General features: G+C 71.7%; 17 protein-coding genes. 11 read left to right on the forward strand and 6 right to left on the reverse strand.

Translation table 11 applies throughout. The features are described from left to right. Positions 1-208: 208 nt before the first annotated feature. Positions 209-883, forward strand: a complete 675-nt coding sequence (locus ACFYMU_RS18295; protein WP_388373939.1) for an RNA polymerase sigma factor — start codon at positions 209-211, stop codon at positions 881-883. Beyond that, the gene (locus ACFYMU_RS18300) at positions 883-1,920 is read left to right on the forward strand and encodes a hypothetical protein (RefSeq protein ID WP_388373941.1); all 1,038 of its coding nucleotides are present in this window, start codon (positions 883-885) and stop codon (positions 1,918-1,920) included. The genes ACFYMU_RS18295 and ACFYMU_RS18300 overlap by 1 nt, the downstream gene beginning before the upstream one ends. A gap of 243 nt (positions 1,921-2,163) precedes the next feature. On the opposite strand, the gene ACFYMU_RS18305 is transcribed toward ACFYMU_RS18300, so the two are convergent. Further along, positions 2,164-3,006, reverse strand: a complete 843-nt coding sequence (locus ACFYMU_RS18305) for a L,D-transpeptidase family protein (protein WP_388373943.1) — start codon at positions 3,004-3,006, stop codon at positions 2,164-2,166. Between the two features lie 232 nt (positions 3,007-3,238). On the opposite strand from ACFYMU_RS18305, the gene ACFYMU_RS18310 reads away from it, so the two are divergent. Together ACFYMU_RS18310 and leuE are read left to right on the forward strand one after the other, a co-directional pair. Further along, positions 3,239-4,819: a methylmalonyl-CoA mutase gene (locus ACFYMU_RS18310; protein WP_388373945.1), complete on the forward strand. Its 1,581-nt coding sequence runs from the start codon at positions 3,239-3,241 to the stop codon at positions 4,817-4,819. Between the two features lie 64 nt (positions 4,820-4,883). Then, on the forward strand, positions 4,884-5,549 hold the full coding sequence (gene leuE / locus ACFYMU_RS18315) for a leucine efflux protein LeuE (RefSeq protein WP_388373947.1): 666 nt from the start codon (positions 4,884-4,886) through the stop codon (positions 5,547-5,549). A 60-nt stretch (positions 5,550-5,609) separates the two neighbouring features. On the opposite strand, the gene ACFYMU_RS18320 is transcribed toward leuE, so the two are convergent. The 3 genes from ACFYMU_RS18320 to ACFYMU_RS18330 form a co-directional block, all read right to left on the reverse strand. After that, on the reverse strand, positions 5,610-6,776 hold the full coding sequence (locus tag ACFYMU_RS18320) for an acyltransferase family protein (protein ID WP_388373949.1): 1,167 nt from the start codon (positions 6,774-6,776) through the stop codon (positions 5,610-5,612). Positions 6,777-6,937: 161 nt separating this feature from the next. Continuing rightward, positions 6,938-8,272 carry an alpha-2,8-polysialyltransferase family protein gene (locus ACFYMU_RS18325; RefSeq protein ID WP_388373951.1) on the reverse strand — a complete coding sequence of 445 codons (1,335 nt, stop codon included), beginning with the start codon at positions 8,270-8,272 and terminating at the stop codon, positions 6,938-6,940. Then, on the reverse strand, positions 8,269-9,246 hold the full coding sequence (locus ACFYMU_RS18330; RefSeq protein ID WP_388373953.1) for a glycosyltransferase family 2 protein: 978 nt from the start codon (positions 9,244-9,246) through the stop codon (positions 8,269-8,271). Before ACFYMU_RS18330 ends, ACFYMU_RS18325 begins: the two co-directional genes overlap by 4 nt. 198 nt (positions 9,247-9,444) lie before the next feature. Here ACFYMU_RS18330 and ACFYMU_RS18335 point away from each other — a divergent pair, with 198 nt between their 5' ends. The 6 genes from ACFYMU_RS18335 (at position 9,445) to ACFYMU_RS18360 (ending at position 17,402) form a co-directional block, all read left to right on the forward strand. Next, positions 9,445-10,806, forward strand: a complete 1,362-nt coding sequence (locus tag ACFYMU_RS18335; protein ID WP_388373955.1) for a DUF6716 putative glycosyltransferase — start codon at positions 9,445-9,447, stop codon at positions 10,804-10,806. A gap of 41 nt (positions 10,807-10,847) precedes the next feature. Beyond that, positions 10,848-12,155 (forward strand): cytidylyltransferase domain-containing protein, encoded by a 1,308-nt coding sequence (locus ACFYMU_RS18340; protein WP_388373957.1) that lies wholly within the window; start codon positions 10,848-10,850, stop codon positions 12,153-12,155. A 14-nt stretch (positions 12,156-12,169) separates the two neighbouring features. Further along, positions 12,170-13,108, forward strand: coding sequence for an N-acetylneuraminate synthase family protein (locus tag ACFYMU_RS18345; RefSeq protein WP_388373959.1), 939 nt, complete (start codon positions 12,170-12,172; stop codon positions 13,106-13,108). Positions 13,109-13,130: 22 nt separating this feature from the next. Beyond that, positions 13,131-14,267 (forward strand): hypothetical protein, encoded by a 1,137-nt coding sequence (locus ACFYMU_RS18350; RefSeq protein ID WP_388373961.1) that lies wholly within the window; start codon positions 13,131-13,133, stop codon positions 14,265-14,267. 570 nt (positions 14,268-14,837) lie between these two features. Continuing rightward, positions 14,838-16,058 carry an amidohydrolase gene (locus tag ACFYMU_RS18355; protein WP_388373963.1) on the forward strand — a complete coding sequence of 407 codons (1,221 nt, stop codon included), beginning with the start codon at positions 14,838-14,840 and terminating at the stop codon, positions 16,056-16,058. A gap of 300 nt (positions 16,059-16,358) precedes the next feature. Next, complete coding sequence (locus tag ACFYMU_RS18360) at positions 16,359-17,402, forward strand: BMP family protein (RefSeq protein WP_388373965.1); 1,044 nt, start codon at positions 16,359-16,361, stop codon at positions 17,400-17,402. A 92-nt stretch (positions 17,403-17,494) separates the two neighbouring features. On the opposite strand, the gene ACFYMU_RS18365 is transcribed toward ACFYMU_RS18360, so the two are convergent. Together ACFYMU_RS18365 and ACFYMU_RS18370 are read right to left on the reverse strand one after the other, a co-directional pair. Then, complete coding sequence (locus ACFYMU_RS18365; protein WP_388373967.1) at positions 17,495-18,244, reverse strand: class I SAM-dependent methyltransferase; 750 nt, start codon at positions 18,242-18,244, stop codon at positions 17,495-17,497. Further along, positions 18,241-19,713, reverse strand: a complete 1,473-nt coding sequence (locus ACFYMU_RS18370) for an asparagine synthase-related protein (protein ID WP_388373969.1) — start codon at positions 19,711-19,713, stop codon at positions 18,241-18,243. The genes ACFYMU_RS18365 and ACFYMU_RS18370 overlap by 4 nt, the downstream gene beginning before the upstream one ends. Positions 19,714-20,563: 850 nt before the next feature. Between ACFYMU_RS18370 and ACFYMU_RS18375 the strand changes: the two genes are divergently transcribed. After that, on the forward strand, positions 20,564-21,904 hold the full coding sequence (locus tag ACFYMU_RS18375) for a tetratricopeptide repeat protein (protein WP_388373971.1): 1,341 nt from the start codon (positions 20,564-20,566) through the stop codon (positions 21,902-21,904). Positions 21,905-21,984 lie beyond the last annotated feature (80 nt).

The raw sequence follows: 21,984 nt of genomic DNA on the forward strand, positions 1-21,984 counted from the left end.
GTTGCACGTTGTACCGTCATGGACGCAGACCGGTTTCAGGCCGTAACGTGCCTTTCGCGCCGACCGCGGACGACCAGCAGAACGGGTGAGGGGAACCGCCGCAGACCACGAGCGGCCTCGGGCCACAGGCAACGACGAGGAATCACGACAGCGACAACCCGGTCCGCGCGGGCGGTGCCGGACAAGGCGCACAGAGGGGCAGTTCGGGGTGCTGGGGGACGACGCGGAGCTGACGGCCGCCGTGCTTGCGGCACAGGACGGGGACGAGACCGCGTTCCTGACCGTGTACCGCGCGGTGCATCCGCGACTGCTGGGATACGTGCGCACGCTGGTCGGCGATCCCGACGCGGAGGACGTCACCTCCGAGGCATGGCTGCAGATCGCGCGGGACCTGGAGCGGTTCCGCGGCGACGCCGACCGGTTCCGCGGCTGGGCCGCGCGGATCGCCCGCAACCGTGCGCTGGATCACATACGGATGCGTGGGCGGCGCCCCGCGATCGGCGGCGACGAGACGGAACTGACCGGCAGGGCCGCCGAGTCGGACACCGCCGGCGAGGCCATCGAGGCCCTGGCCACGGACCGCACCCTCTCCCTCATCGCCCAGCTCCCCCAGGACCAGGCGGAGGCCGTGGTGCTGCGGGTGGTCGTGGGCCTGGACGCCAAGTCCGCGGCCGAGACGCTCGGCAAGCGGCCGGGCGCCGTCCGCACGGCCGCGCACCGCGGACTGAAGCGGCTGGCGGAGCTGCTCGACGCGGGCCCCGGGGCCGATCCGGAATCAGCTGGCGCCCTCGGCGCCATGCCTCCCCAGCGAGATGCGCGCAGGCGCGCGGTGTCGCCCGCGGGTGTGACGCGCGTGCGTTCGCGGACGCAGAAGGACATGTGATGGCCGACGAGCAGTACGGGTGGCTGGACAAGGACGCGGCGGAACGCCTGCTGCGCGGAGAGCCGCTGGACGCCGTCGACCCCGACACGCGCGCACGCGCCGCCCGGCTCGCCGAGGCCCTCGCCGCGCTCGCCGCGGCACCGGCTCCCACCGGCGAGGAAGCGCCGGGCGAGGCCGCCGCGCTGGCCGCGTTCCGGGCCGCGCGCACCGGCGCCGACGGCGAGGAATCGTGCTCCGGCACGTCCGCCCGCCCGTTCGCCGCCCGGTCCGCCGACGCCGGACTCATCCGCCTAGGGCGCCCCGCCGCCTCCGGGGGCTCCTCCCGGTGGGGGCGCCGCGTGCGCTTCGGGCTGGCCGCCGCGGTGGCGGCCGGGATGATCGGAGGGGTCGCGGTGGCGGCCGGAACCGGAGTCCTGCCGACGCCGTTCCACGACGAACCGGGGCCCGCGGCGTCCGTGTCGGCCGCCGCGACGTCGCCGCAGCCGCTGCTCACACCGACGCCGGGCGGCCCCCGTACGCCGGCGCCCGGCGCCACGAGCGGCACCCGGAACGGCTCCTCGCACCGCGAGGCGGGCGACGGCTCCGCACCGAGCGGCCGGCCGGGCTCCGGTGACGAGCACGCCGCGGGCGGGGCCGAGCAGTGGTGGGTGGCGGTGCGCTCCTCCTGCCGCGACCTGGCCGACGGCAAGGGACTCGGCCGGGAGCGGCAGCGCGCGCTGGAGGACGCGGCCGGCGGCAGCGCACGGGTGAAGAAGTTCTGCAGGGGCGTCCTGGACGGCAAGAGCGACGGGCAGAGCGGGAACGGCAACGGGAACGGGAAGGGCAAGGGGAACGGCAAGAGCAAGGGAAACGGCAAGGGGAACGGGAACGGGAACGGTGGCGACCAGGGCGGTGACGGCGAAGGCCACAGAGGGCCCGGCGCCGGCGGTCCGCCCCTCGCCCCACCGGACACCCACGCCGTCGCTCAGGGCCCGGCCCCGCGGACGGCGTCCCCGGCCCCGGTCTACAGCGCGCTGGGCGCGCCCGGGGGCCACTGACAGACCGTCCCGTCCCCCTGCCTCCACATGGCCTCTGACCTGGGGTTTCGCGATGCCTGGGGGTTTCGTCGGCGGGGGTGTGACGTTTTCGGCCGTGCTGACGCAGTAATAAGTGAGCCGACTGGTCATCGGCCGTCGCACAGAGCCGGGGTTCCCCCCGTACCCACGGCTCGGTGCACCCGGCGCGGGCGGGACACGTTCCCCCGGTCCTGCCCGCGCCCCGCACACCTCCCGTGGCTCCTCTCACCAGTGGACGACGACCTTGTCGCCGGTCCTCACCTGGGAGAACAGCGCCGCGATCGCGGCCTCGTCCCGTACGTTCACGCATCCGTGGGAGCCGCCGGCGTAGCCGCGCGCCGCGAAGTCGTACGAGTAGTGCACCGCCTGGCCGCCGCTGAAGAACATCGCGTACGGCATGGACGAGTGATAGATCGTGGACACGTGATGGCGTGATTTCCAGTAGACGTGGAAGACACCCTCGCGCGTGGGCGTGTACTGCGTGCCGAACCGGACGGCCATCGTCGAGACGGTCCGGCCGTCGACCATCCAGCGCAGCGTCCGGGTCGTCTTGCTGATGCACAGCACCCGGCCCGTCGTGCACCGCGGGTCCGGCGCGGCGGCCGGCTGCCCGCCCATCAGATACAGCTCCCAGGTGCCGGGCTTGTGGGTCATCTTCAGCAGCCGCTGCCAGGTGACGGAGTCGACCTCGCCCGTCCGCGGCAGCCCGCGCTTGCCCTGGAAGCCCTTGACGGCCTTCTCGGTCAGGTCGTCGTACGTCCCGGTCGGCCCGTCGAACAGCCAGGCCAGCTGGCGCAGCCGGGCCTGCAGCTCGCGCACCTGCCGGCCCGCGTCGCCGCGTGTCCACAGGACCGCGGCGGAGGGCCGGGGAGCGGGCGTGGTGGCCGGTGCCGCGGTCCCCGACGGCGTGGGCGGGACCTCGATGTGCACCGGTGAGCGGTGCTCGGCGCCCCCGCCCCGCCCCTCCACCGGCTGCGCGGTGCATCCGGCGAGCGCGGCGAGCGCCACCGCCCCGGCTATCCCGGCGAGAAGCGATGTCCCCGTACCCCTGGTACCCCTGGCGCCCATGCGGCCCCCCCGTCGTCCCACCGGTACCCGGTGTCCGATCGTGTCACCTGAGATCTTCCCCCCATGTGCCCGCGGGCGAACAGGGGGGCATGGTTGTGAGCAAGGTCCCAGCGTGCGGCCCTCCACCGGGCGCACGGCCGCCGCTACAGTCCGTGGCGAGGGCGTCTGTACCGGTCGGTAGCGGAGCCGGGTCCACCAGGCCGAGAAACAAAGCAACGCGGAGGCACACACCATGGCGCGCGAGTCGGAGTCCGGACTGCCCATCGAGCCGGTCTACGGGCCGGATGCCCTGGAGGACTGGGACCCGGCCGAGAAGCTGGGCGCGCCGGGGGCGTACCCGTTCACGCGCGGGGTGTATCCCTCCATGTACACGGGCCGTCCGTGGACGATGCGTCAGTACGCGGGTTTCGGTACGGCGGTGGAGTCGAACGCACGCTACAAGCAGCTGATCGCCAACGGCACGATGGGCCTGTCGGTCGCCTTCGACCTGCCCACCCAGATGGGCCACGACTCCGACGCGCCGATCGCGCACGGCGAGGTCGGGAAGGTCGGCGTCGCCATCGACTCGCTCGACGACATGCGTGTGCTGTTCGACGGGATCCCGCTGGACAAGGTCTCCACGTCCATGACGATCAACGCGCCGGCCGCCCTGCTGCTGCTCCTGTACCAACTGGTCGCCGAGGAGCAGGGGGTGCCGGCCGGGCAGCTCACGGGCACCATCCAGAACGATGTGCTCAAGGAGTACATCGCGCGGGGAACGTACATCTTCCCGCCGAAGCCGTCCCTGCGCCTGATCGCGGACATCTTCAAGTACTGCAAGGCGGAGATCCCGAAGTGGAACACCATCTCGATCTCCGGCTACCACATGGCGGAGGCCGGGGCGTCCCCCGCGCAGGAGATCGCGTTCACCCTGGCGGACGGCATCGAGTACGTGCGCACGGCGGTCGCGGCCGGCATGGACGTCGACGACTTCGCGCCCCGGCTGTCGTTCTTCTTCGTCGCCCGGACGACGATTCTGGAGGAGGTCGCCAAGTTCCGCGCGGCCCGCCGGATCTGGGCGCGGGTGATGCGGGACGAGTTCGGGGCGAAGAACCCGAAGTCGATGATGCTGCGCTTCCACACGCAGACGGCCGGTGTCCAGCTGACGGCGCAGCAGCCCGAGGTGAACCTGGTGCGCGTCGCCGTGCAGGGCCTGGCGGCGGTGCTCGGCGGCACGCAGTCGCTGCACACGAACTCCTTCGACGAGGCGATCGCGCTGCCCACGGACAAGTCCGCGCGCCTGGCGCTGCGCACGCAGCAGGTGCTGGCCTACGAGACGGACGTGACGGCGACCGTGGACCCCTTCGCGGGCTCGTACGTGATCGAGAAGATGACGGACGAGGTGGAGGCCGCGGCGCTGGAGCTGATGGGCAAGGTCGAGGAGCTGGGCGGCGCGGTCCCGGCGATCGAGCACGGCTTCCAGAAGAGCGAGATCGAGCGCAACGCCTACCGGATCGCGCAGGAGACGGACGCGGGCGAACGGGTCGTCGTCGGCGTCAACCGCTTCCAGCTCGACGAGGAGGAGCCCTACGAGCCCCTGCGCGTCGACCCGGCGATCGAGGCGCAGCAGGCGGAACGCCTCGCCGGGCTCCGCGCCGAGCGCGACCAGCAGGCGGTGGACGCGGCGCTCGCGGACCTGAAGAAGGCGGCGGAGGGCACCGACAACGTGCTGTACCCGATGCGGGAGGCGCTGAAGGCCCGTGCCACGGTGGGCGAGGTCTGCAACGCGCTGCGCGAGGTGTGGGGGACGTACGTGCCGAGCGACGCCTTCTGACCGACCGTCTCGCCCCGCGAAACCCGGAATCGGAGTGTCGTACCCCCGTGCGACACTCCTTCCCATGTTCGGCGTCATCGATCTCCCCACCTATCTGGCGGGTCTGGTCCTCATCATCCTGCTGCCCGGGCCCAACTCCCTCTACGTGCTGTCCGTCGCCGCCCGCAACGGTGTGCGCGCCGGCTACACGGCGGCGGCGGGCGTCTGGTGCGGGGACTCGGTGCTGATGACGCTGTCCGCGGCCGGGGTCGCCTCGCTGCTGAAGGCGAACCCGGTGCTGTTCGGGATCGTGAAGTACGCCGGGGCCGGCTATCTGACGTGGCTGGCGGTCGGCATGCTGCGAGCCGCCCGGGGGATGTGGCGGAACCGGCGGCGGGAGGCCGCCGAGGCCACGCCGGCCCGGACCTCCGCCCCGCTCACCGCGGCCGCCGAGCGGCCCTTCCGCCGCGCCCTGGTGATCAGCCTGTTCAACCCCAAGGCGATCCTCTTCTTCGTCGCCTTCTTCGTGCAGTTCGTCGACCCCGGGTACGGCCACCCGGCGCTTTCCTTCGTCGTGCTGGGCTTCTTCGCCCAGATCGCCAGCGGCCTGTACCTGAGCGCCCTGATATTCGGCGGCACGCGCCTTGCAGCGGCCTTCCACCGGCGCAGGCGGCTGTCGGCGGGGGCCACGTCGGCCGCGGGCGTCCTCTTCCTGGGCTTCGCGGTGAAGCTGTCGCTGGCCGGCGTCTAGTGCCCCGGCAGGCGATGTGCGTGCTGTCCGGGAGCGGGTGCTGCGCTCCGTCGACGCGGCTCAGCGCCGTGGAGCCGCCAGGGCGGTGCGCAGCCGGGGGGTCAGCCGGTTCTCCACCAGGCGGTTGAGCAGCCAGGCCAGCAGCAGCATGCTCGCGACCGTCAGCGGGAGCGTGCCGTACGACGGGATGCCCAGCGTGCGGTGCAGGGCCTGGATGACGACCCAGCCCAGGTGCTCGTGGACCAGGTAGAAGGGGTAGGTCAGGGCTCCGGCGACCGTGAGCCACCGCCAGTTCGCCCATCCCAGCCAGCCCAGCGCGATCGCGGCGACCGCGAGAAAGCCGAGGGTGACGACGAGGACGATCCCGTAGGCGGGGCGGTAGGAGAAGGCGTCCGGGTTCGGGGCGTGCCACAGGCGCCGCACCGCGTAGTGCTGGCCGATCAGCCAGCTGACGCCCACGATGCCCCAGGCGTACACGTCCCGGCGGTCGCGGTGCACCAGGTAGAGCCCGACGCCGCCGATGAAGAACGGCGCGTACTCGGGCATCAGGACGATGTCGAGCAGCGGCTCCTTCGCGCCCTGCGCGATGGCCGCCGCCAGCGTCCAGGAGGCGCAGAAGAGGATCACACGCCGACGGGTCGCGCCCGGCAGCACGATGCACAGCGCGAACAGGGCGTAGAAGCGTATCTCCGCCCACAGGGTCCAGCACACGCCCAGCACCCGGTCCACGCCCAGGGGCTGCTGCAGCATCGTCAGGTTCACCAGCGCGTCGCTCGGCGAGACCGCCTTGAAGGCGACCACCGGCAGCGCGAACACCCCCGTCACGATGACGATCGCCGCCCAGTACGCCGGCAGCAGCCGGGAGGCGCGGGAGGCGAAGAACGACCGCAGCGGGCGCCCCCAGCCGCTCATGCAGATCACGAAGCCGCTGATGACGAAGAAGATCTGGACGCCGAGACAGCCGTAGGCGAAAAACGGGTGGAGCGTCGGGAACTGGTCCCGCGGCGAACTGCCCCAGGCGCGGGCGACCTCTCCGCCGCGTCCGCCGTAGTGGTACGCCGCCACCATCAACGCGGCGACCAGCCGCAGGCCGTCCAGGGCGCGCAGCCGGCCCTCACGGCCCTCGCGCGGCTTCGGGGGGCGGGGTGCGGCGGCCGGCGACGGCAGGGTGTCGCGTACCGCCGTGTCCGTGGCGGTCCCGCGGAGGGCCCCGGGCGTGTCGATCACAGGTTTCCCCTCGGCGGGACTGGGCTGACCCACAGCACAGTAATCGGATGAAAAGAGGAATCCCGGGGGATGGTCTGCCGCTTCGCCGAACGCTCCGTGCGCGTTCACCTGCGCGTCACCCCGGGTTCCGGGGCCGGCCCGAACGGACCGGCCCCGGGGGCTCAGCCGCGTGCCACCCGCCTGAGGGAACGGGCGCGGCGTGCCACCCGGCGCACCGTCGCGTTGCGCGGGATGAACGCGAGCTGGGCGGGGACCGCGCCGGGCAGGGCCAGCGACGTGAGGCGCTTGCGCTTGAAGTAACGCCAGGTGTGCCGCGTCAGATGGTCCGTCAGATAGCGTTCGGCGGCCGGACGCAGTTCCGGGTAGATCTTCGGCTGCATCGCGTAGCCCACCGCGGCGATCAGCCCGGTCAGGTCCCGCACGTCCATGCCCCGGCGCCGGCCGGTCACCGCCTCGCGGTCGGTCAGCTCCGGCAGCAGCGCGTCCACGATGGTGACGGGCACGCGGTTGCTGTTCTCGTACGGCGTCAGGCGCTCCAGCAGGGCGCCGGTGCCGGTGCGGGCGACCGGGAGACCGTAGAAGGCGGACGCGGTGAGCAGGGCGGTGGAGAAGCAGCCCACCACCAGGGCCGGACGCATGCGCTGGTAGAGGACCTCGGCGAGCACGGGGGTGTCGAGCACCGTCAGGTCGGCGCCGAGCCGGTCCGCCTCCTTCTCCAGGGTGCGCGACCAGCGGGCCGGGGCCGTCGGGTGCGGTTTGAACACCACCCGGGTGTGACCGAGCCCGACCGCCCCCTCCAGCATCCGCACATGGAGGTTCTCCTCCTCCTCGGCGGTGAGGATGCCGAGCGCGGAGAGGTACTGGCCGAGCAGCAGCGCGGGCGCGTCGACGGACGGCAACGCGTCGCCGGTGTCCTCGAGTTCGGCGAGGATCTTGGAGAAGGCGTCCGTGGGAAGTATCTCCGGCTCGACGCCGAACTCGGTGAGCAGCAGCGGCTTCAGGCCCGGCACCAGGTCCAGGTGGAGCAGCCGGTCCACCCGGGTGCCGACCAGCGGATCGATCTTGTTGCGGGTGGGGCCGTAGCTCATCAGGCCGTCCGCGTACACGGTGACGGGCGCCCCGGTGAAGATCTGGCAGATGCCCAGCGCCGGGTTGACCTGGATCGACTCGACGGCCAGCTCGATGTCGTCGTCGCCGAGGTCCCACGCCAGCCGCAGGTGCCGCTCCCACAGCGGGACGTCGTCCGGGCGCGGGGCCCAGCCGCCCGGGTGGAAGGGGGAGATGGTCTCGTTCCAGGAGACCACGTCGTCGAAGCGGGCGCGCAGGTGCGTGAAGCCGGGCATCTCGTCCAGGCCGGGCGTGGTCTCGGGCGTCGCCGCGTTGTTGGAGACGAGCAGGATGCGCCGGTCGGCGGGCGCGAAGCACTCGCTGTCCAGGGCGGCGGCCAGCGTCGCCGTGCCGTACAGCGTCGACGCCAGGAAGATCTGCGTCGTCACGCGGCCACCCCCGCGGAGGCGGGACGGCGGCGCAGGCGGCGCAGGCGCGAGGCGCGCTGGATGTCCATGGAGTCGAGGGCCTCCTCGAGTACGGCCTGCGGCATGCGCCGCAGCGCGACAGCACTCATCGACTTCAGTTTCCGTGCCACCGGCGGCTCGAACCTTTCGATGGATCCCAGATGATGGGAAATGATGGCGCAATACGTGCGAACGGCTTTCGGCAGGAGCCTGTCCGCGTCCCGGTCCTCGGCCGTTTCGGCCACCACCTGGTCGAACGCGCGAATGAAGTCCAATTGCCGTACATCGCCGATCTGAGTGAGCGAGGAGGCGACTCCACGGCGGTAGAAGACGCCCAGCAGGCTCACCGCCGCGAAGGATTCCGCCTCGCGGTGCAGCCGCCAGATCCACGGCCGGTCCTCGGCGGTGCGCAGCCCGTCGGTGAAGTGCAGCAGGCCGCGGTCGACCAGCCGGCGGTGGTAGACACCCGCCCACGCGTAGGGGTAGTCGACGGAGGTGGAGCGGTCGGCGGGCAGGATCGCGTCCCGCGGGGTCAGCACCACACCGCGCCGGCCGTGCGGCACCCGGTGGACGCTGCGGGCCCGCGCGGTGCACTGCACATGGTCGGTGCGGACGAAGTCGCACCCCAACTCCTCGGCGGCGGCGACCAGTCGGGGGTAGTAGCCGGGCGCGAGCCAGTCGTCCCCGTCGAGGAACGTGAGGTACTCGCCGCGCGCGGCGTCGATCCCGGTGTTGCGGGCCGTCGCCAGTCCTCCGTTCTGCTCGTGCCGGACGAGCACCGCGCCTGGCAGCTCGCGCTCGGCGCGCGCGAGGATGTCCGGTGTCTCGTCGCGCGAACAGTCGTCGACGAGAATGAATTCGAAGTCGTCCCGCGCGTTCGCACGCAGGCTCTTCAGGGTGTCGGGCGCGTATTGCTGCACGTTGTAGAACGGCACGATGACGGAGAGCTTGACCACCCGAGTGACGTTAGGGGGCCGCCCGGCATTCGTCTTGACCATCGGCTTGATACCGGGTGAACGACACGTGGCGGAACAGTGAACCCAGTTGTTTCGAGCGCGTTTCGCGGCCTGATTCGCCATTCGGCGAAGTGTTGTTAACCGTTTGTTGTGTTCCGGTTGGGCCAGGCATCGGAATCGCTTCCTAGCGTCTTCGACGTGCCAGCAAGTACCGCGAAAATCCTGCGGGTCGCCGTCCTCGCCGATTCCGACACCCGGTGGAAATGGGGCGCGCTCACCGCGCACCGCATCTCACCGACAGGGGCCGGGGAAACCGGCGAATCACCGGAACCGGCCGGTCGGGCCGTGCGGCTCGACGGCTTCCTGCTGCGGGGCCGCGCGACCCCCACCGCCCGCCAGCTCGACGAGGTCGGCGTCCGCGCGGACTCCCTCCGTGAGGTGACCGCCCTCGAGTTCCTGCGCGAGATGGCGGAGGAGACGTACGACGTGCTCGTGCTCGCCCTCGTCGGCGGCGGCGTCCAGGCGATGCTGCACGGGCTCGCCCACGCCTGGCGGGGACGCGCCCGGCGGCCGGTGGTCGTCACCGGCTATGTGGGCGTCGTCTACGAGAAGCTCGCCGACGGCCTGCTGCTGCGGCACGGGGCGGACCTCGTCCTCGCCAACTCCCGCCAGGACGCCGAGCGCTTCCGCGCGGTGTACGAGGGAGTGGGCGCCGACGCCTCCTCGGTCACCGAGGTGGCGCTGCCCTTCCTCGGCGGGGCCCCGTACGAGAAGAACGACCCGTACACGGTCGTCTTCGCCGCGCAGCCCTCCGTGCCCGAGAACCGCCGGGACCGCACGTACCTGCTGAACCGGCTGATCGAGCACGCGCGCCGCCACCCCGAGCGCGAGGTACTGCTCAAGCTCCGCTCCAAGCCGGGCGAACACACCACCCACATCGAGGAACTGCCCTACCAGAAGCTGGCCCAGAAGCAGCAGCCGCCGGCCAACTTCCGCCTGGTCTACGGCAACATGGGCGAGGTCCTCGACCGCACGGACCTGCTGGTCACCGTCAGCTCGACGGCCGCCCTGGAATCCCTGCACCGCCGGATCCCCACCGTCGTCCTGACCGACCTCGGGGTGCGGGAGGCGCTCGGCAACCACCACTTCGTGGGGTCGGGCTGCCTCGCCTCCTGGGACCAGCTGGACGCCGGCCACGAGCCCGCGCCGGACCCGGAGTGGGTGTCCCGGCAGGGTGTCGCCGCCGGGGGTCCCCCCTCCTCAGGAGCGTCGTACGCGACCGCCTTCGACGAGGCGCGCGGGCGTACGAGCGCGCTGCTCGCCGCCGCTGAACTGCCGCCGCTGGCGCCCTACTACACGCCCGTCACCGCGCCCGGCTACCTGCCCGGCGTCCTCGCCCGTCACCACCTCGCCCCGGACGGCAGTCCGCTGCCCGGCGCACCCGCCGCCGACAAGGCCGCCGGCCCCGTGCGCCAGATCGTCCGCCGGGCGGCCCGCGGCGCCTACCGCCACGGCGTGCAGCGCGTCGCGCCCGTGATCCGGCGGATGGGGGAGCTGTGAGCGCGCGGACCCCACGCCAAGGACCTCAAGGAGTACAGCCCATGTCGAACCCGGAAGCGGGACAGGCGGCGCCGGTACGCCGCGTGCTCGCGGTGATTCCCGCGCGCGGCGGCTCCAAGGGCGTGCCCGCGAAGAACCTGGCCCCGGTCGGCGGGGTGCCGCTGGTGGCCCGCGCGGTGCGCGAGTGCCGGGCGGCCCGGCACGTCACCGACGTCGTCGTCTCCACCGACGACGCGGCGATCGCCGCCGCCGCCCGTGAGGCCGGCGCCGAGGTCGTGCTGCGGCCCGCGGCCATCGCGGGCGACACCGCCACCTCCGAGGACGCCGTCCTGCACGCCATGGACGCCCACGAGGCGCTGCACGGCTCGCCGGTGGACGTGGTGCTGCTGGTCCAGTGCACCAGTCCCTTCCTGGCCCGCGAGGACATCGACGGGGTGGCCGCGGCGGTCGTCGAGAGCGGCGCCGACACGGCGCTGACCGTGGCCCCCTTCCACGGCTTCCTGTGGCGCGACGCCGCGGACGAGCCCGCCCCGGTCATCGGGACGCGGCACACCGGAGAGGTGGCCGAGGCGGGCGGCACCCGGGTCGCCGGCACCACCGCCACCAGGGGTGGATACGGCGTCAACCACGACAAGTCCTTCCGCCCGCGCCGCCAGGACCGGCCCCAGGACCTGCTGGAGACCGGCGCCGCGTACGCCATGGACGCGGCCGGACTGCGTGCGCACCGGCACCGCTTCTTCGGCCGCACCGACCTCGTGCGCACCGACCCGGCCCGGGTGCTGGAGATCGACGACCCGCACGACCTGGCCCGCGCCCGGGCCCTGGCACCGCTGTTCGACGCGGCCCGGCCCGACGCCCTCCCGACCCGCGCCGACATCGACGCGGTGGTACTCGACTTCGACGGCACCCAGACCGACGACAGGGTGCTGATCGACTCCGACGGACGCGAGTTCGTCTCCGTGCACCGCGGGGACGGCCTCGGCATCGCCGCCCTGCGCAGGAGCGGCCTGGCGATGCTCGTCCTGTCCACGGAGCAGAACCCGGTCGTCGCCGCCCGGGCCCGGAAGCTGCGCGTCCCGGTCCTGCACGGCATCGACCGGAAGGACCTCGCACTGAAGCAGTGGTGCGAGGAGCAGGGCATCGCGCCCGAGCGCGTGCTCTACGTCGGCAACGACGTCAACGACCTCCCGTGCCTCGCCCTCGTCGGCTGGCCCGTGGCGGTCGCGAGCGCCCACGACGTCGTGCGCGGCGCCGCACGCGCGGTCACCACCGTCCCCGGCGGTGACGGCGCGATCCGAGAGATCGCCAGCTGGATCCTCGGCCCCTCTCTCGACTCCCTCGACACGTAAGGAATCCCCCCGCCATGAGCAGCAACTCCCGTCTTCGTCAGTTCGGTTCGCGTACCGCCGGCCCCGGCCGCCCGGTCTACATCTGCGGCGAGATCGGCATCAACCACAACGGTGAGCTGGAGAACGCCCTCAAGCTGATCGACGTGGCCGCCGAGGCCGGCTGCGACGCCGTCAAGTTCCAGAAGCGCACCCCTGAGATCTGCACCCCGCGCGATCAGTGGGACATCGAGCGCGACACCCCCTGGGGCCGGATGACGTACATCGACTACCGCCACCGCGTGGAGTTCGGCGAGGACGAGTACCGCCGGATCGACGCGTACTGCAAGGAGAAGGGCATCGACTGGTTCGCGTCCCCGTGGGACACCGAGGCGGTCGCCTTCCTGGAGAAGTTCGACGTCCCGGCGCACAAGGTCGCCTCCGCCTCCCTGACGGACGACGAACTGCTGCGCACCCTGCGCGCGACCGGCCGCACGGTCATCCTGTCCACCGGCATGTCGACGCCGAAGCAGATCCGCCACGCCGTCGAGGTCCTCGGCAGCGACAACATCCTTCTCTGCCACGCCACCTCGACGTACCCGGCGAAGGCCGAGGAGCTCAACCTCCGCGTGATCAACACCCTGGAGAAGGAGTACCCGAACGTCCCGATCGGCTACTCCGGCCACGAGACCGGCCTGCAGACCACCCTGGCGGCGGTCGCCCTGGGCGCCGCGTTCGTCGAGCGGCACATCACGCTCGACCGCGCGATGTGGGGCTCCGACCAGGCCGCGTCCGTGGAGCCGCAGGGCCTGCAGCGCCTGGTGCGCGACATCCGCACCATCGAGGCGTCGCTCGGCGACGGTGTGAAGAAGGTCTACGACTCCGAGCTCGGCCCGATGAAGAAGCTGCGCCGGGTCGCCGGCGTGGTCGCCGAGGCGGAGATCGCCGCGGCGGCCGGTGAGCCGGTGTCGGTCTGAGCGCCTGACGGGTCCCACGCCGATGAGCCCCCGCGCCGCAGCCGGCGGCCCCCGCGCACTCGCGTTCGTCGAGAGCCCGGTACAGCTCCTGAACGTCCTGGAGTGGGCGCACGCGCACGCGCACGCGCTGCGCGCGCCGGGGACCGCCGGCCCGCGGCCGGGCGCGGACAGCGATCCGGCGCGCGCGGGGCTCACCCTCGTGGTGCTCGCCCCCACCGACCCGATGACCCGCGGCCAGCTGCGCCGCATGGCGGAACTCGCCCGTGAGGAGGGCCACGAGGTCTGCTGGGAGGAGGCCCGGGGCGGCGCGACGGCACCCTTCCGGACCGTCGGCCGCCTCGCGCCGCTGCTGCGCCGGACGGACCGGGTGGTGATGGGAGACCCCTTCTCCCGCTACGTCCAGCTGCTGCTGACCATCACCCGTGCCCGCGACCTGGTCGTGGTGGACGACGGCACGGCGACGATGGAGTTCGTCGCCCAGCTCGCCCGCGGCGAACGCCTGGTGCGCTGGCACCGCAAGGGCGGTCGCCCGGGCGCCCGTGACCTGCTGTTCGCCCCGGTGTCGGCGTCGGCGCGCCGCCGCCTGACGCCCGGCGGACGGCGCGCGGTGGAGGTCTTCTCCTCGATGCCGATCCAGGAGGCACCCGCCGGGGTCGCGGTCACGGCGAACGACTTCGCCTGGACCCGCGCCCGCTTCGGTCCGCCGCGCCTCACGAAGGGCGCGGACCTGGTGGGCACCTCCCTCGTGGAGACCGGTGTGGTGGACGGCGAGCGCTACCTGGAGGCGGTCCGGGCCCTCGCCGAGGCGCACGGCGCCGGCCGCTACTTCGCGCACCGGCGCGAGAGCGCGGAGAAACTCCACCGTGTGGCGACCGAGACGGGCCTGGAGGTGGTCCGCCCGGACCTCCCGCTGGAGCTGATCGCGCGCCGGGGCCCCATCGGCCGTACGATCCTCAGCTTTCCGTCCACGGTCGTCCACACCCTGCCCCTGGCCCTCGCCGGCACACAGGTCCGCGTGGCGGTGTGCGACATCGACCCGGCCTGGCTGACGGACCGCGCGTCCCCACGGGCGCAGGGCTTCCTGTCCGGGGTGACGGGGACGGCCAGGGACGTGGACCGGGTGCCGTCGCCCGCGGAGCAGGACATCGCCACGGGATAGGACGGTGTGCCGGCCGCGCGGACGGTGCGGTGACGGTCGTGTGGACGGTGCGGCGCCGGTCGTGTGGACGGCACGCCGCCGGTCGCGGGCCTGTGCGGCGCAGGTCGCGGGCCTGTGCGGCGACGGTCGCGGGACGGCACGGCGCAGGTCGCGGGTCTGTGCGGCGCGGGTCGCGGGCCTGTGGGCGACCGGGCTCCCCACCGTGCATGCGACGTGCGAACGCCCTTCGGGAGGCCGGACGGCCCCGCGGCGTGGTATCCGTGGGGGGAAGGGAGTCGCCCGGGTCGTCCGGGCGGTTCCCCGGGTCGGGAGCGCTCGGACAGGGGAGCGGTCCCGTGCAGGGATCACCGGGCGCCCTCGGCGGTGCCGGGACGGCTCCGCGGACACCCCGGCGGGCCGCTCCGGACTTCCCGTATCCCGTTCGTCCGGAAAGGTGGGCGAGTTTACCCATCCTCATCGTCGGCCATGCGGCGAGCGGCCAATTTTTCTCCCCCTGACGGGTTGAAGTTTTGTTGATCGTGGGGAGGCCGGCCGCCCGACCGCCCTACCCTTCAAAGGGTGAACCAAACCATGTCCCGAGAGTCCGAGGCCGATCACCCCGGGGACGCGGTGCTCCCCGGCGCGCTGCCCGAGGCGCTGCGCGCCGAACTCGTCGCCTTCCGCCGCGACCTGCACATGCACCCGGAGCTCGGCAACCAGGAGTTCCGCACGACCGCCGCGATCAAGACCCGCCTGGAGCAGGCGGGACTCGTTCCGCGTGTGCTCGACACCGGCACCGGGCTCTTCTGCGACATCGGCGACCGGGACGGCGCACGTCCCATGCTCGCGCTGCGCGCCGACATCGACGCGCTGCCCATCCCCGACACCAAGGCCGGCTGCGCCTACCGCTCCACCGTGCCCGACCGCGCCCACGCCTGCGGCCACGACGTGCACACCACGGTCGTCCTCGGCGCCGGGCTCGTCCTCGCCGAGCTGCACCGCCAGGGGCGGCTGCCGCGGCCGGTGCGACTGATCTTCCAGCCCGCCGAGGAGGTCCTGCCGGGCGGTGCCACCGACGCCGTCGAGTCCGGTGTCCTCGACGGCGTCGGGCGGATCGTCGCCGTGCACTGCGACCCCAGGGTCGAGGCGGGCCGCATCGGACTGCGCCACGGCCCCATCACCTCCGCCTGCGACCGGCTGGAGGTCGCGCTCGACGGCGCGGGCGGCCACACCGCGCGCCCCCACCTCACCACCGATCTCGTCATGGCCGCCGCGCGGGTCGCCACCGAGGTGCCGGCGCTGGTCGCGCGCCGCGTGGACGCCCGCAGCGGGCTCGCCGTCACCTGGGGGCGCATCGAGTCCGGCCACGCCTGCAACGTCATCCCGCAGCACGCCGAGCTCTCCGGGACCGTGCGCTGCCTCGACCTCGACACCTGGCGGCAGGCGCCGGACGTCGTCCATGCGGCGATCGACGAGATCGCGAACCTGTACAAGGCGAAGTCCGAGATCAACTACGTCCGCGGAGTGCCACCGGTGGTCAACGACCCCGCGGTCGCGGACCTCCTGCGCGAGGCCATGACCGCCCGCCGCGGCGCCCACTCCGTCGAGGACACCGAGCAGAGCCTCGGCGGCGAGGACTTCTCCTGGTACCTGGAGCACGTGCCCGGGGCCATGGCCCGCCTCGGCGTCCGCCGGCCCGGCGACCGCACCGTCCGCGACCTCCACCAGGGCGACTTCGACGCCGACGAACACGCCATCACCGTCGGCGTGGAGCTGTTCACGGCGGCGGCGCTGCTGGACGCGTCGCGGTAGCCGCACCTCCGCGGGCACGGGGTGCCGCCGTGGCCGAAAGCAGGGCCCGGTTGGCACCCCTTCGCCCGCTTGCGTCACCCGTCCGTAACGCCCGGTGCGCAGACGTAACCGGACGTCGGCACGAATCGATAACGGCCGCGACGAACCCCGTACCGCTCCGCTTCTACGCGCGTTACTGTGCGCCGGACCGCTGCGGTGGCGGCGCGTCGGGCAAGCGGACCGGGTGACGGTGCCGTGGCGATGAAGGGGTGCTGTGCTGTGCGTCTGATCTCTCGGAGGACGAGGTTCTCCCAAGTTGCGGTGACCGTCGCGGTCATCGCCCTCGCGGCCGTCGGGTGCGGCAAGTCCAGCTCGGAGGCGAGCAGCGACTCGGGCGGCTCGGACAAGAACGCGTCCGGCTACAGCGGCAAGGGCATCGGCCTCGCCTACGACATCGGCGGCAAGGGCGACCAGTCCTTCAACGACGCCGCCTTCGCCGGCTTCCAGAAGGCCGAGAAGGACTTCAAGATCAGCGGCCGGGACATCGAGCCGCAGGACGGCGAGTCCGACGCCGACAAGGTGCAGCGTCTGGAGACGCTGGCCAAGTCGGGCTACAACCCGGTCATCGGGGTCGGCTTCGCCTACGCGCCGGCCGTCAAGCAGGTGGCGGCCAAGTACCCGAAGGTCACCTTCGGCATCATCGACGACAACACGATCCAGCTGAAGAACGTCGCCGACATGGTCTTCCACGAGGAGCAGTCCTCCTACCTGGCCGGTGTGGCGGCCGCGAAGACCACCAAGAAGAACCACATCGGCTTCATCGGCGGCGTGGACATCCCGCTCATCCACAAGTTCGAGGCGGGCTTCGCGCAGGGGGCGAAGTCGGTCAACCCGAAGATCAAGATCGAGTCGCAGTACCTGACCCAGACGCCCGCGGAGGGCGGCTTCTCCAGCCCCGACAAGGGCAAGGACGCGGCCAACGGGCAGATCGAGGCGGGCGCCGACGTGATCTACCAGGCGGCCGGCCTGTCGGGTCAGGGCGTGATCCAGGCCGCCGCCGCGCACAAGGTCTGGGCGATCGGCGTCGACTCCGACCAGTACACGCAGGGCGCCCTGGCCAAGTACAAGGACTACATCCTCGGCTCGGCGCTGAAGAACGTCGGCGGCGCGGTCTACGAGCTGGCCAAGTCGGTCGTCAAGGACAACAAGCCGCTGTCCGGCGAGCAGCGCGGCGACCTCAAGTCGGGCGGCGTCGGCTTCGCCGACTCCAACCCGAAGTACCAGGCGATGAAGGACGTCGTCGCGGCGGTCGACAAGGCCAAGCAGGACATCATCGACGGCAAGGTCACGGTCAACACGAAGTAGGTCTGCGGGCCGACCGACGATCCAGGGGCGCCCCCGGCCGGGGAGGAACGGGCCGGGGGCGCCCCATCCATGTGCCCGAGACACCCGGTCGATCACCGGGTGTCTCGGGCGACTGTGTACGCGGTCGGGCCGGTGAGCCCCGCCCACGCGCCCGCGCCGTCGAGCATGTCCAGGACCTCGAAGCCGGCGCCCTGCGCGTACCGCTCCAACTCACGGGGGAACAGGACGCGCCTGCGGATCTCGTCCCGGGCCTCGTCGCCTGACGGGAGTACCCAGTGCCGGTGCATGGTGTCGATCTGGGTCCGCAGGTCCCACTCGTGCCGGACGGTGACGGTCGCGGGTCCCCTGGGGGTGTCCACCCTCGCGGTGGCCGGCCCGGTCCGGGTGGTCGGGGCGATCGGGGAGCACAATACGAGCAGTGTGCCCGGCTGGGCGTGGGCCGCGAAGGTGGCGAAGACCTGGTCGATCTCGTCGTTGTCGTGCACGTAGGCGAGGCTGTTGCCCAGGCAGGCCACGACGTCCGTGCGCCGACCGAGTCGTACGGTGCGCATGTCGCCGGTGCGGATGTCCAGCCACGGCCGGATCCGGTGGGCGTGGTCGACCAGGCCGGGCTGCAGGTCTACGCCGATGCACTCGAAGCGCTTGGCGAGGATCTCCAGGTCTCGGCCGGTGCCGCATCCGAAGTCGGCCAGGGTCCGGGCGCCCGGGCGGTGCAGCTCGACGAGGGTCCGGCACATTCCGGCGCCCGTGCTGTCGGACTGGACCATGTCGTAGAGTTCCGGGTCGCGGTACAGGAGGTTGGTGGCTTCCACGTGCTCGGCTTCCGTGTCGGGGCTGGTCACATGATGCTGCGCAGTCCGGCCTCCAGAGCGAGCACGTCGCACAGCAGATCGGGAACGACCGGGGCGGCGTCGGCGTCCCGCCGCGCCTCGGCGAGCGACTTGCCGTCAACGTAGCCGAGGTCCACCAGGATGGACTCCTTCAGCATGTCGTCCAGTACGGGCAGGCCGTAGGACCGCAGGCCCTTCTCCAGGACGGCCAGGAAGTTCTCCGGTTCGGCCGGAGCGGCCACCCACTCGGCCAGCCCGGCCCGCCTGATCCGCTCGCGGAACAGCGCCTTGCCGCGCTTGTGCTCGTGCGGCAGCTGCTCCATGAACCGTACGATCTGCGGGTTCGCGAGCGGGCTCACCGGCCAGATTCCGGCCCGGAGGAATCCCGGGTTGTGCAATCCGAACGCCATCAGGGTCGGTACGGGCAGTACTGGGATGGGCGCCAGGTGCTCGTTCACCTCAGCGAGCGCTCGGGCGCCCTGGACTCCCAGCCACGGTACGGGGTCCGGCGCTGGCAGTTGGGCCTGCGTCCTGGAGTGGTAGGCGTTGATCTCGTCTCCGCCGGTGCCCGTGAACATGATCTCGCACCGCCGGGCGGCGGCCTGCTCTCGGAGGACATCGAACGCCTCCTGGTAGAAGGCTCCCGCCGGATCGTGCGGCTTGCGCAGAGCGCGTACGCCTCCGGGGCAGAAGGGTGGGTGCTGCACGGCGGAGACGGCCGTGTCGAGGAAGCCGCAGTGCTCCACAAGGGCCCGGCGCCGCTCGCTCTGTTGCCTGCCGACGCTTCCTCCCACCAGCAAGCCGAAGCTGTGCATCTCGGGGAAGCAGGCGGCCTTCACGGCCAGGGCGACGTTCCCGGAGTCCGCCCCGCCGGACAGCTCGACGCCCACGCACCCGGTTGCCGTCGGCGCCTGGCGGATCGCATCGGTCAGCAACTCGTCCAGAGCCGCGAGTGGATCCACTCCGGGCCGCAGAGTACGGGGCTCAAGTACGTGCTCGGCCGGCTCCGGGTAGTGGATGCTGAGCCCCGCGGTGGTGAACATCGCGGACGCCCGTTCGGTGAGGCGGTAGACGCCTTCGAAAAGGGTCTCGGAGGTGTAGCGGTGCTGCCTCGTCAGCGTTCGGGCGACCACGCGCGGCGCCAAGCGGTCAGCCCGCAGATGCGGCCGCAACAGTGTCAGGTCCCATGAGGCGTGCAGTTCGCCAGCCCCTTCCGTCAGGTAGAGCGGGGTTGTACCGAAGGCGCCTGCCGCCAGGCGGGCCTGCTCGGGCTCCATGGTGAGTTCGACGAAGTCGGCATCGTCCCGCCTGCACTCCTTCACGCGGATCCGTACGCACGGCGCCTGGTCGTCGTTGACCTCCACAACCAACGCGGACACGTTCGCGGGCTCGATCCAACTTTTGCCGTTGGTCCAACGCCTGCCTGCCAGCCTCCACTTGGGCTCCTGGAGATCATCCAGGAGCAGACGCATCGACAACATGTCGTCCCCTTTCGAGGTCGTGCGGCGGGGTGGGGTTGCGTACGGCCCCACCCCGCCTGGCGTGTCAGCCCTGGATCACTTGCTGCAGTGGTCGCCGTTGTTGTCGCCGCCGCCCGGCATCTTGTCGAGCAGCGTGGCCTCGACGGCCGGGACGCCGGTGATCAAGTTGCCGGTGAACAGCTCGTCCACGTTCATTGCTTTCTCCCTTACGGTTTTCAGTGGACTCCGCGGCGAATGCTGCGGAGTTGACCCCGTCCGGCTGCCGGACCCTTGCGAAGAAGGCAGCCGGACGGGATGCCCACCGCCTTCGGCGGCGGGCCCTCCCGCGTCACGGCTGGGGAGCCTGGATTCGTGACGGGGAGTAGTCAGGTGGGTGCGGACGCGCGGTGACATCGAGGACGAAGCCGACCGACCCCGAGACGGTGGTGATCAGGAGCGGTCCTGCGTAGCGCCGACGACAGCGGTCAACCGACTCACAGTCGCTCTCCGCGACTGCGCTCGTTGGCCTCGCGTACTGCGGCGCTCAGTGTCGCTGTCCCGTCCTCCGACGTCGTAGGGCAGTGCTGCGGGCAGCGACACGCCGAGAACCGATTCGAACCCGGCGGTATGTCCGCGCCCTCGTAGGTATCGATCCTCAACATCCCGTCCATGCCCCGCTCCTCAGTCATCCGGGCCAGCCGGGCCCGCGCTTCGCTTCTCATGTCTTGAGTCCCTCGGACGACGGATGCGGCGAGGAGTCGCCGTTCCCTGTTGCTCTACGCAACCGCACGACCACGCTCAGCGGTACCGTTGCCGCAGCGCCAGGACTTGAAAGCCTTGAAAGTTCGCAAGGGCACGAGGAGTTGACGGCATGGCCAAGCGAGAACCGAACGTGGCGCTCAGGCGCCTCCTCGCCGAAAGCCGCTGGACTCACCGCCAGTTCGCGCGGGCGGTGAACCGCGTCGGCACCGAAGCCGGCACCCCCCTGCGCTACGACGAGTCGGCGGTAAGCCACTGGCTCAGCGGCACGGTCCCCCGCAGCGGCGTACGAGCGTGCATCCTCGAAGCCCTCTCCCGCCGCCTCGGCCGCCCTGTCACCCACGCTGAGGCCGGCCTACCCGTCTCCCACGATCACTCCCCCACCGCCGCGGATACCGTGGAAGGCCTAATCGACCTGGGGAGGCACGACATGGACCCGTCCCGCCGCAGCGTCCTGGGAGCCGGTCTGTTCTCGGTGGCCCTCACCATCCCCGGCTGGCCCGACGTGATCGAACGGGCCGAAGCCATCCAGTCCGGCCGCACCACCCGCATCGGCATGAACGAAGTGGACATGGTCATCGCCATGACCGAGCGCGTCTCGGAACTGGACGACCAGTTCGGCGGTCGCCACGCACGGCCCATGGCTGCCTCGTTCATGGTCAACACCGTGACCTCTTACCTCCGCGTCGACGCACCCGAAGACGTGCGAAAGGCGATGCTGTCCGCGGCTTCGGACCTGCTGTATCTGACCGGCTACATGGCCGTGGACGAGGGACTGCACGGCCTGGCGCAGCGCTACTACATCAAGGCCCTGGAGCTGGCGGGCGCGGCCGAGGACCACCTGACCTACTGCACCACCCTGCGCGGCATGAGCGTCCAGGCAGTGGACCTCCGCCATGGGGTGAAAGCTGTGGAACTAGCCGACGTTGCTGCTGCCGCCTCCCCGAAAGCCGGGCCCCGCATGCAGGCCTTCCTCGCAGGTCAGCAGGCACATGCCGCCGCGCAGACAGGCAACCGGGCGGGCGCACTGCGGTACATCCGCGAGGCTGAGGGAGCCATGGACCGCGCCGAGTCGCGTGGCAAGGCGTTCGGTTCGTACGATCCCGCAGCGCTCAATTACCACATCAGCCAGGTCCGTTACGAACTCGGTGACGTTTCCGGCGCCATCGAAGCCATGCAGGAGTCGGACAAGGTGCGCTACAGCGTCTACCGCCGCGCCCGCGTACGGCACCGCGCCACCCTGGCTGAGCGCCAACTGGAGATCGGTCACCTGGAAGCCGCCTGCGCCACCTGGCATCAGGCGCTCGACGACTACCCGATGGTGCAGTCCGGTCGCGCCGACGACCGCGTGAAAGCGATGTTCGGCCTTCTGCGCCCCCACCTGAAGAACGCGGCGGCCCGTGACCTCTACGACCGAGCACGGACGGTCGCCCCACCGTCGCTGGTCCCCTGATCCCTGTCGCGCCTTCACTCTCAGCCACAGAAGGTCCCCCTCCGTACCCCGCGCGCCCTCCGCGGCCACATCTCGATAAC

Source organism: Streptomyces sp. NPDC007264 (assembly GCF_042869095.1).
Taxonomy (GTDB): Bacteria; Actinomycetota; Actinomycetes; order Streptomycetales; family Streptomycetaceae; genus Streptomyces.

Excerpts from the sequence above, each read along its gene's own strand:
- ACFYMU_RS18300 (WP_388373941.1), top strand. The coding sequence starts at position 883 with ATGGCCGACGAGCAGTACGGGTGGCTGGACAAGGACGCGGCGGAACGC.
- ACFYMU_RS18305 (WP_388373943.1), bottom strand. The coding sequence starts at position 3,006 with ATGGGCGCCAGGGGTACCAGGGGTACGGGGACATCGCTTCTCGCCGGG.
- ACFYMU_RS18310 (WP_388373945.1), top strand. The coding sequence starts at position 3,239 with ATGGCGCGCGAGTCGGAGTCCGGACTGCCCATCGAGCCGGTCTACGGG.
- leuE (WP_388373947.1), top strand. The coding sequence starts at position 4,884 with ATGTTCGGCGTCATCGATCTCCCCACCTATCTGGCGGGTCTGGTCCTC.
- ACFYMU_RS18340 (WP_388373957.1), top strand. The coding sequence starts at position 10,848 with ATGTCGAACCCGGAAGCGGGACAGGCGGCGCCGGTACGCCGCGTGCTC.
- ACFYMU_RS18345 (WP_388373959.1), top strand. The coding sequence starts at position 12,170 with ATGAGCAGCAACTCCCGTCTTCGTCAGTTCGGTTCGCGTACCGCCGGC.
- ACFYMU_RS18350 (WP_388373961.1), top strand. The coding sequence starts at position 13,131 with ATGAGCCCCCGCGCCGCAGCCGGCGGCCCCCGCGCACTCGCGTTCGTC.
- ACFYMU_RS18355 (WP_388373963.1), top strand. The coding sequence starts at position 14,838 with ATGTCCCGAGAGTCCGAGGCCGATCACCCCGGGGACGCGGTGCTCCCC.
- ACFYMU_RS18370 (WP_388373969.1), bottom strand. The coding sequence starts at position 19,713 with ATGTTGTCGATGCGTCTGCTCCTGGATGATCTCCAGGAGCCCAAGTGG.
- ACFYMU_RS18375 (WP_388373971.1), top strand. The coding sequence starts at position 20,564 with ATGGCCAAGCGAGAACCGAACGTGGCGCTCAGGCGCCTCCTCGCCGAA.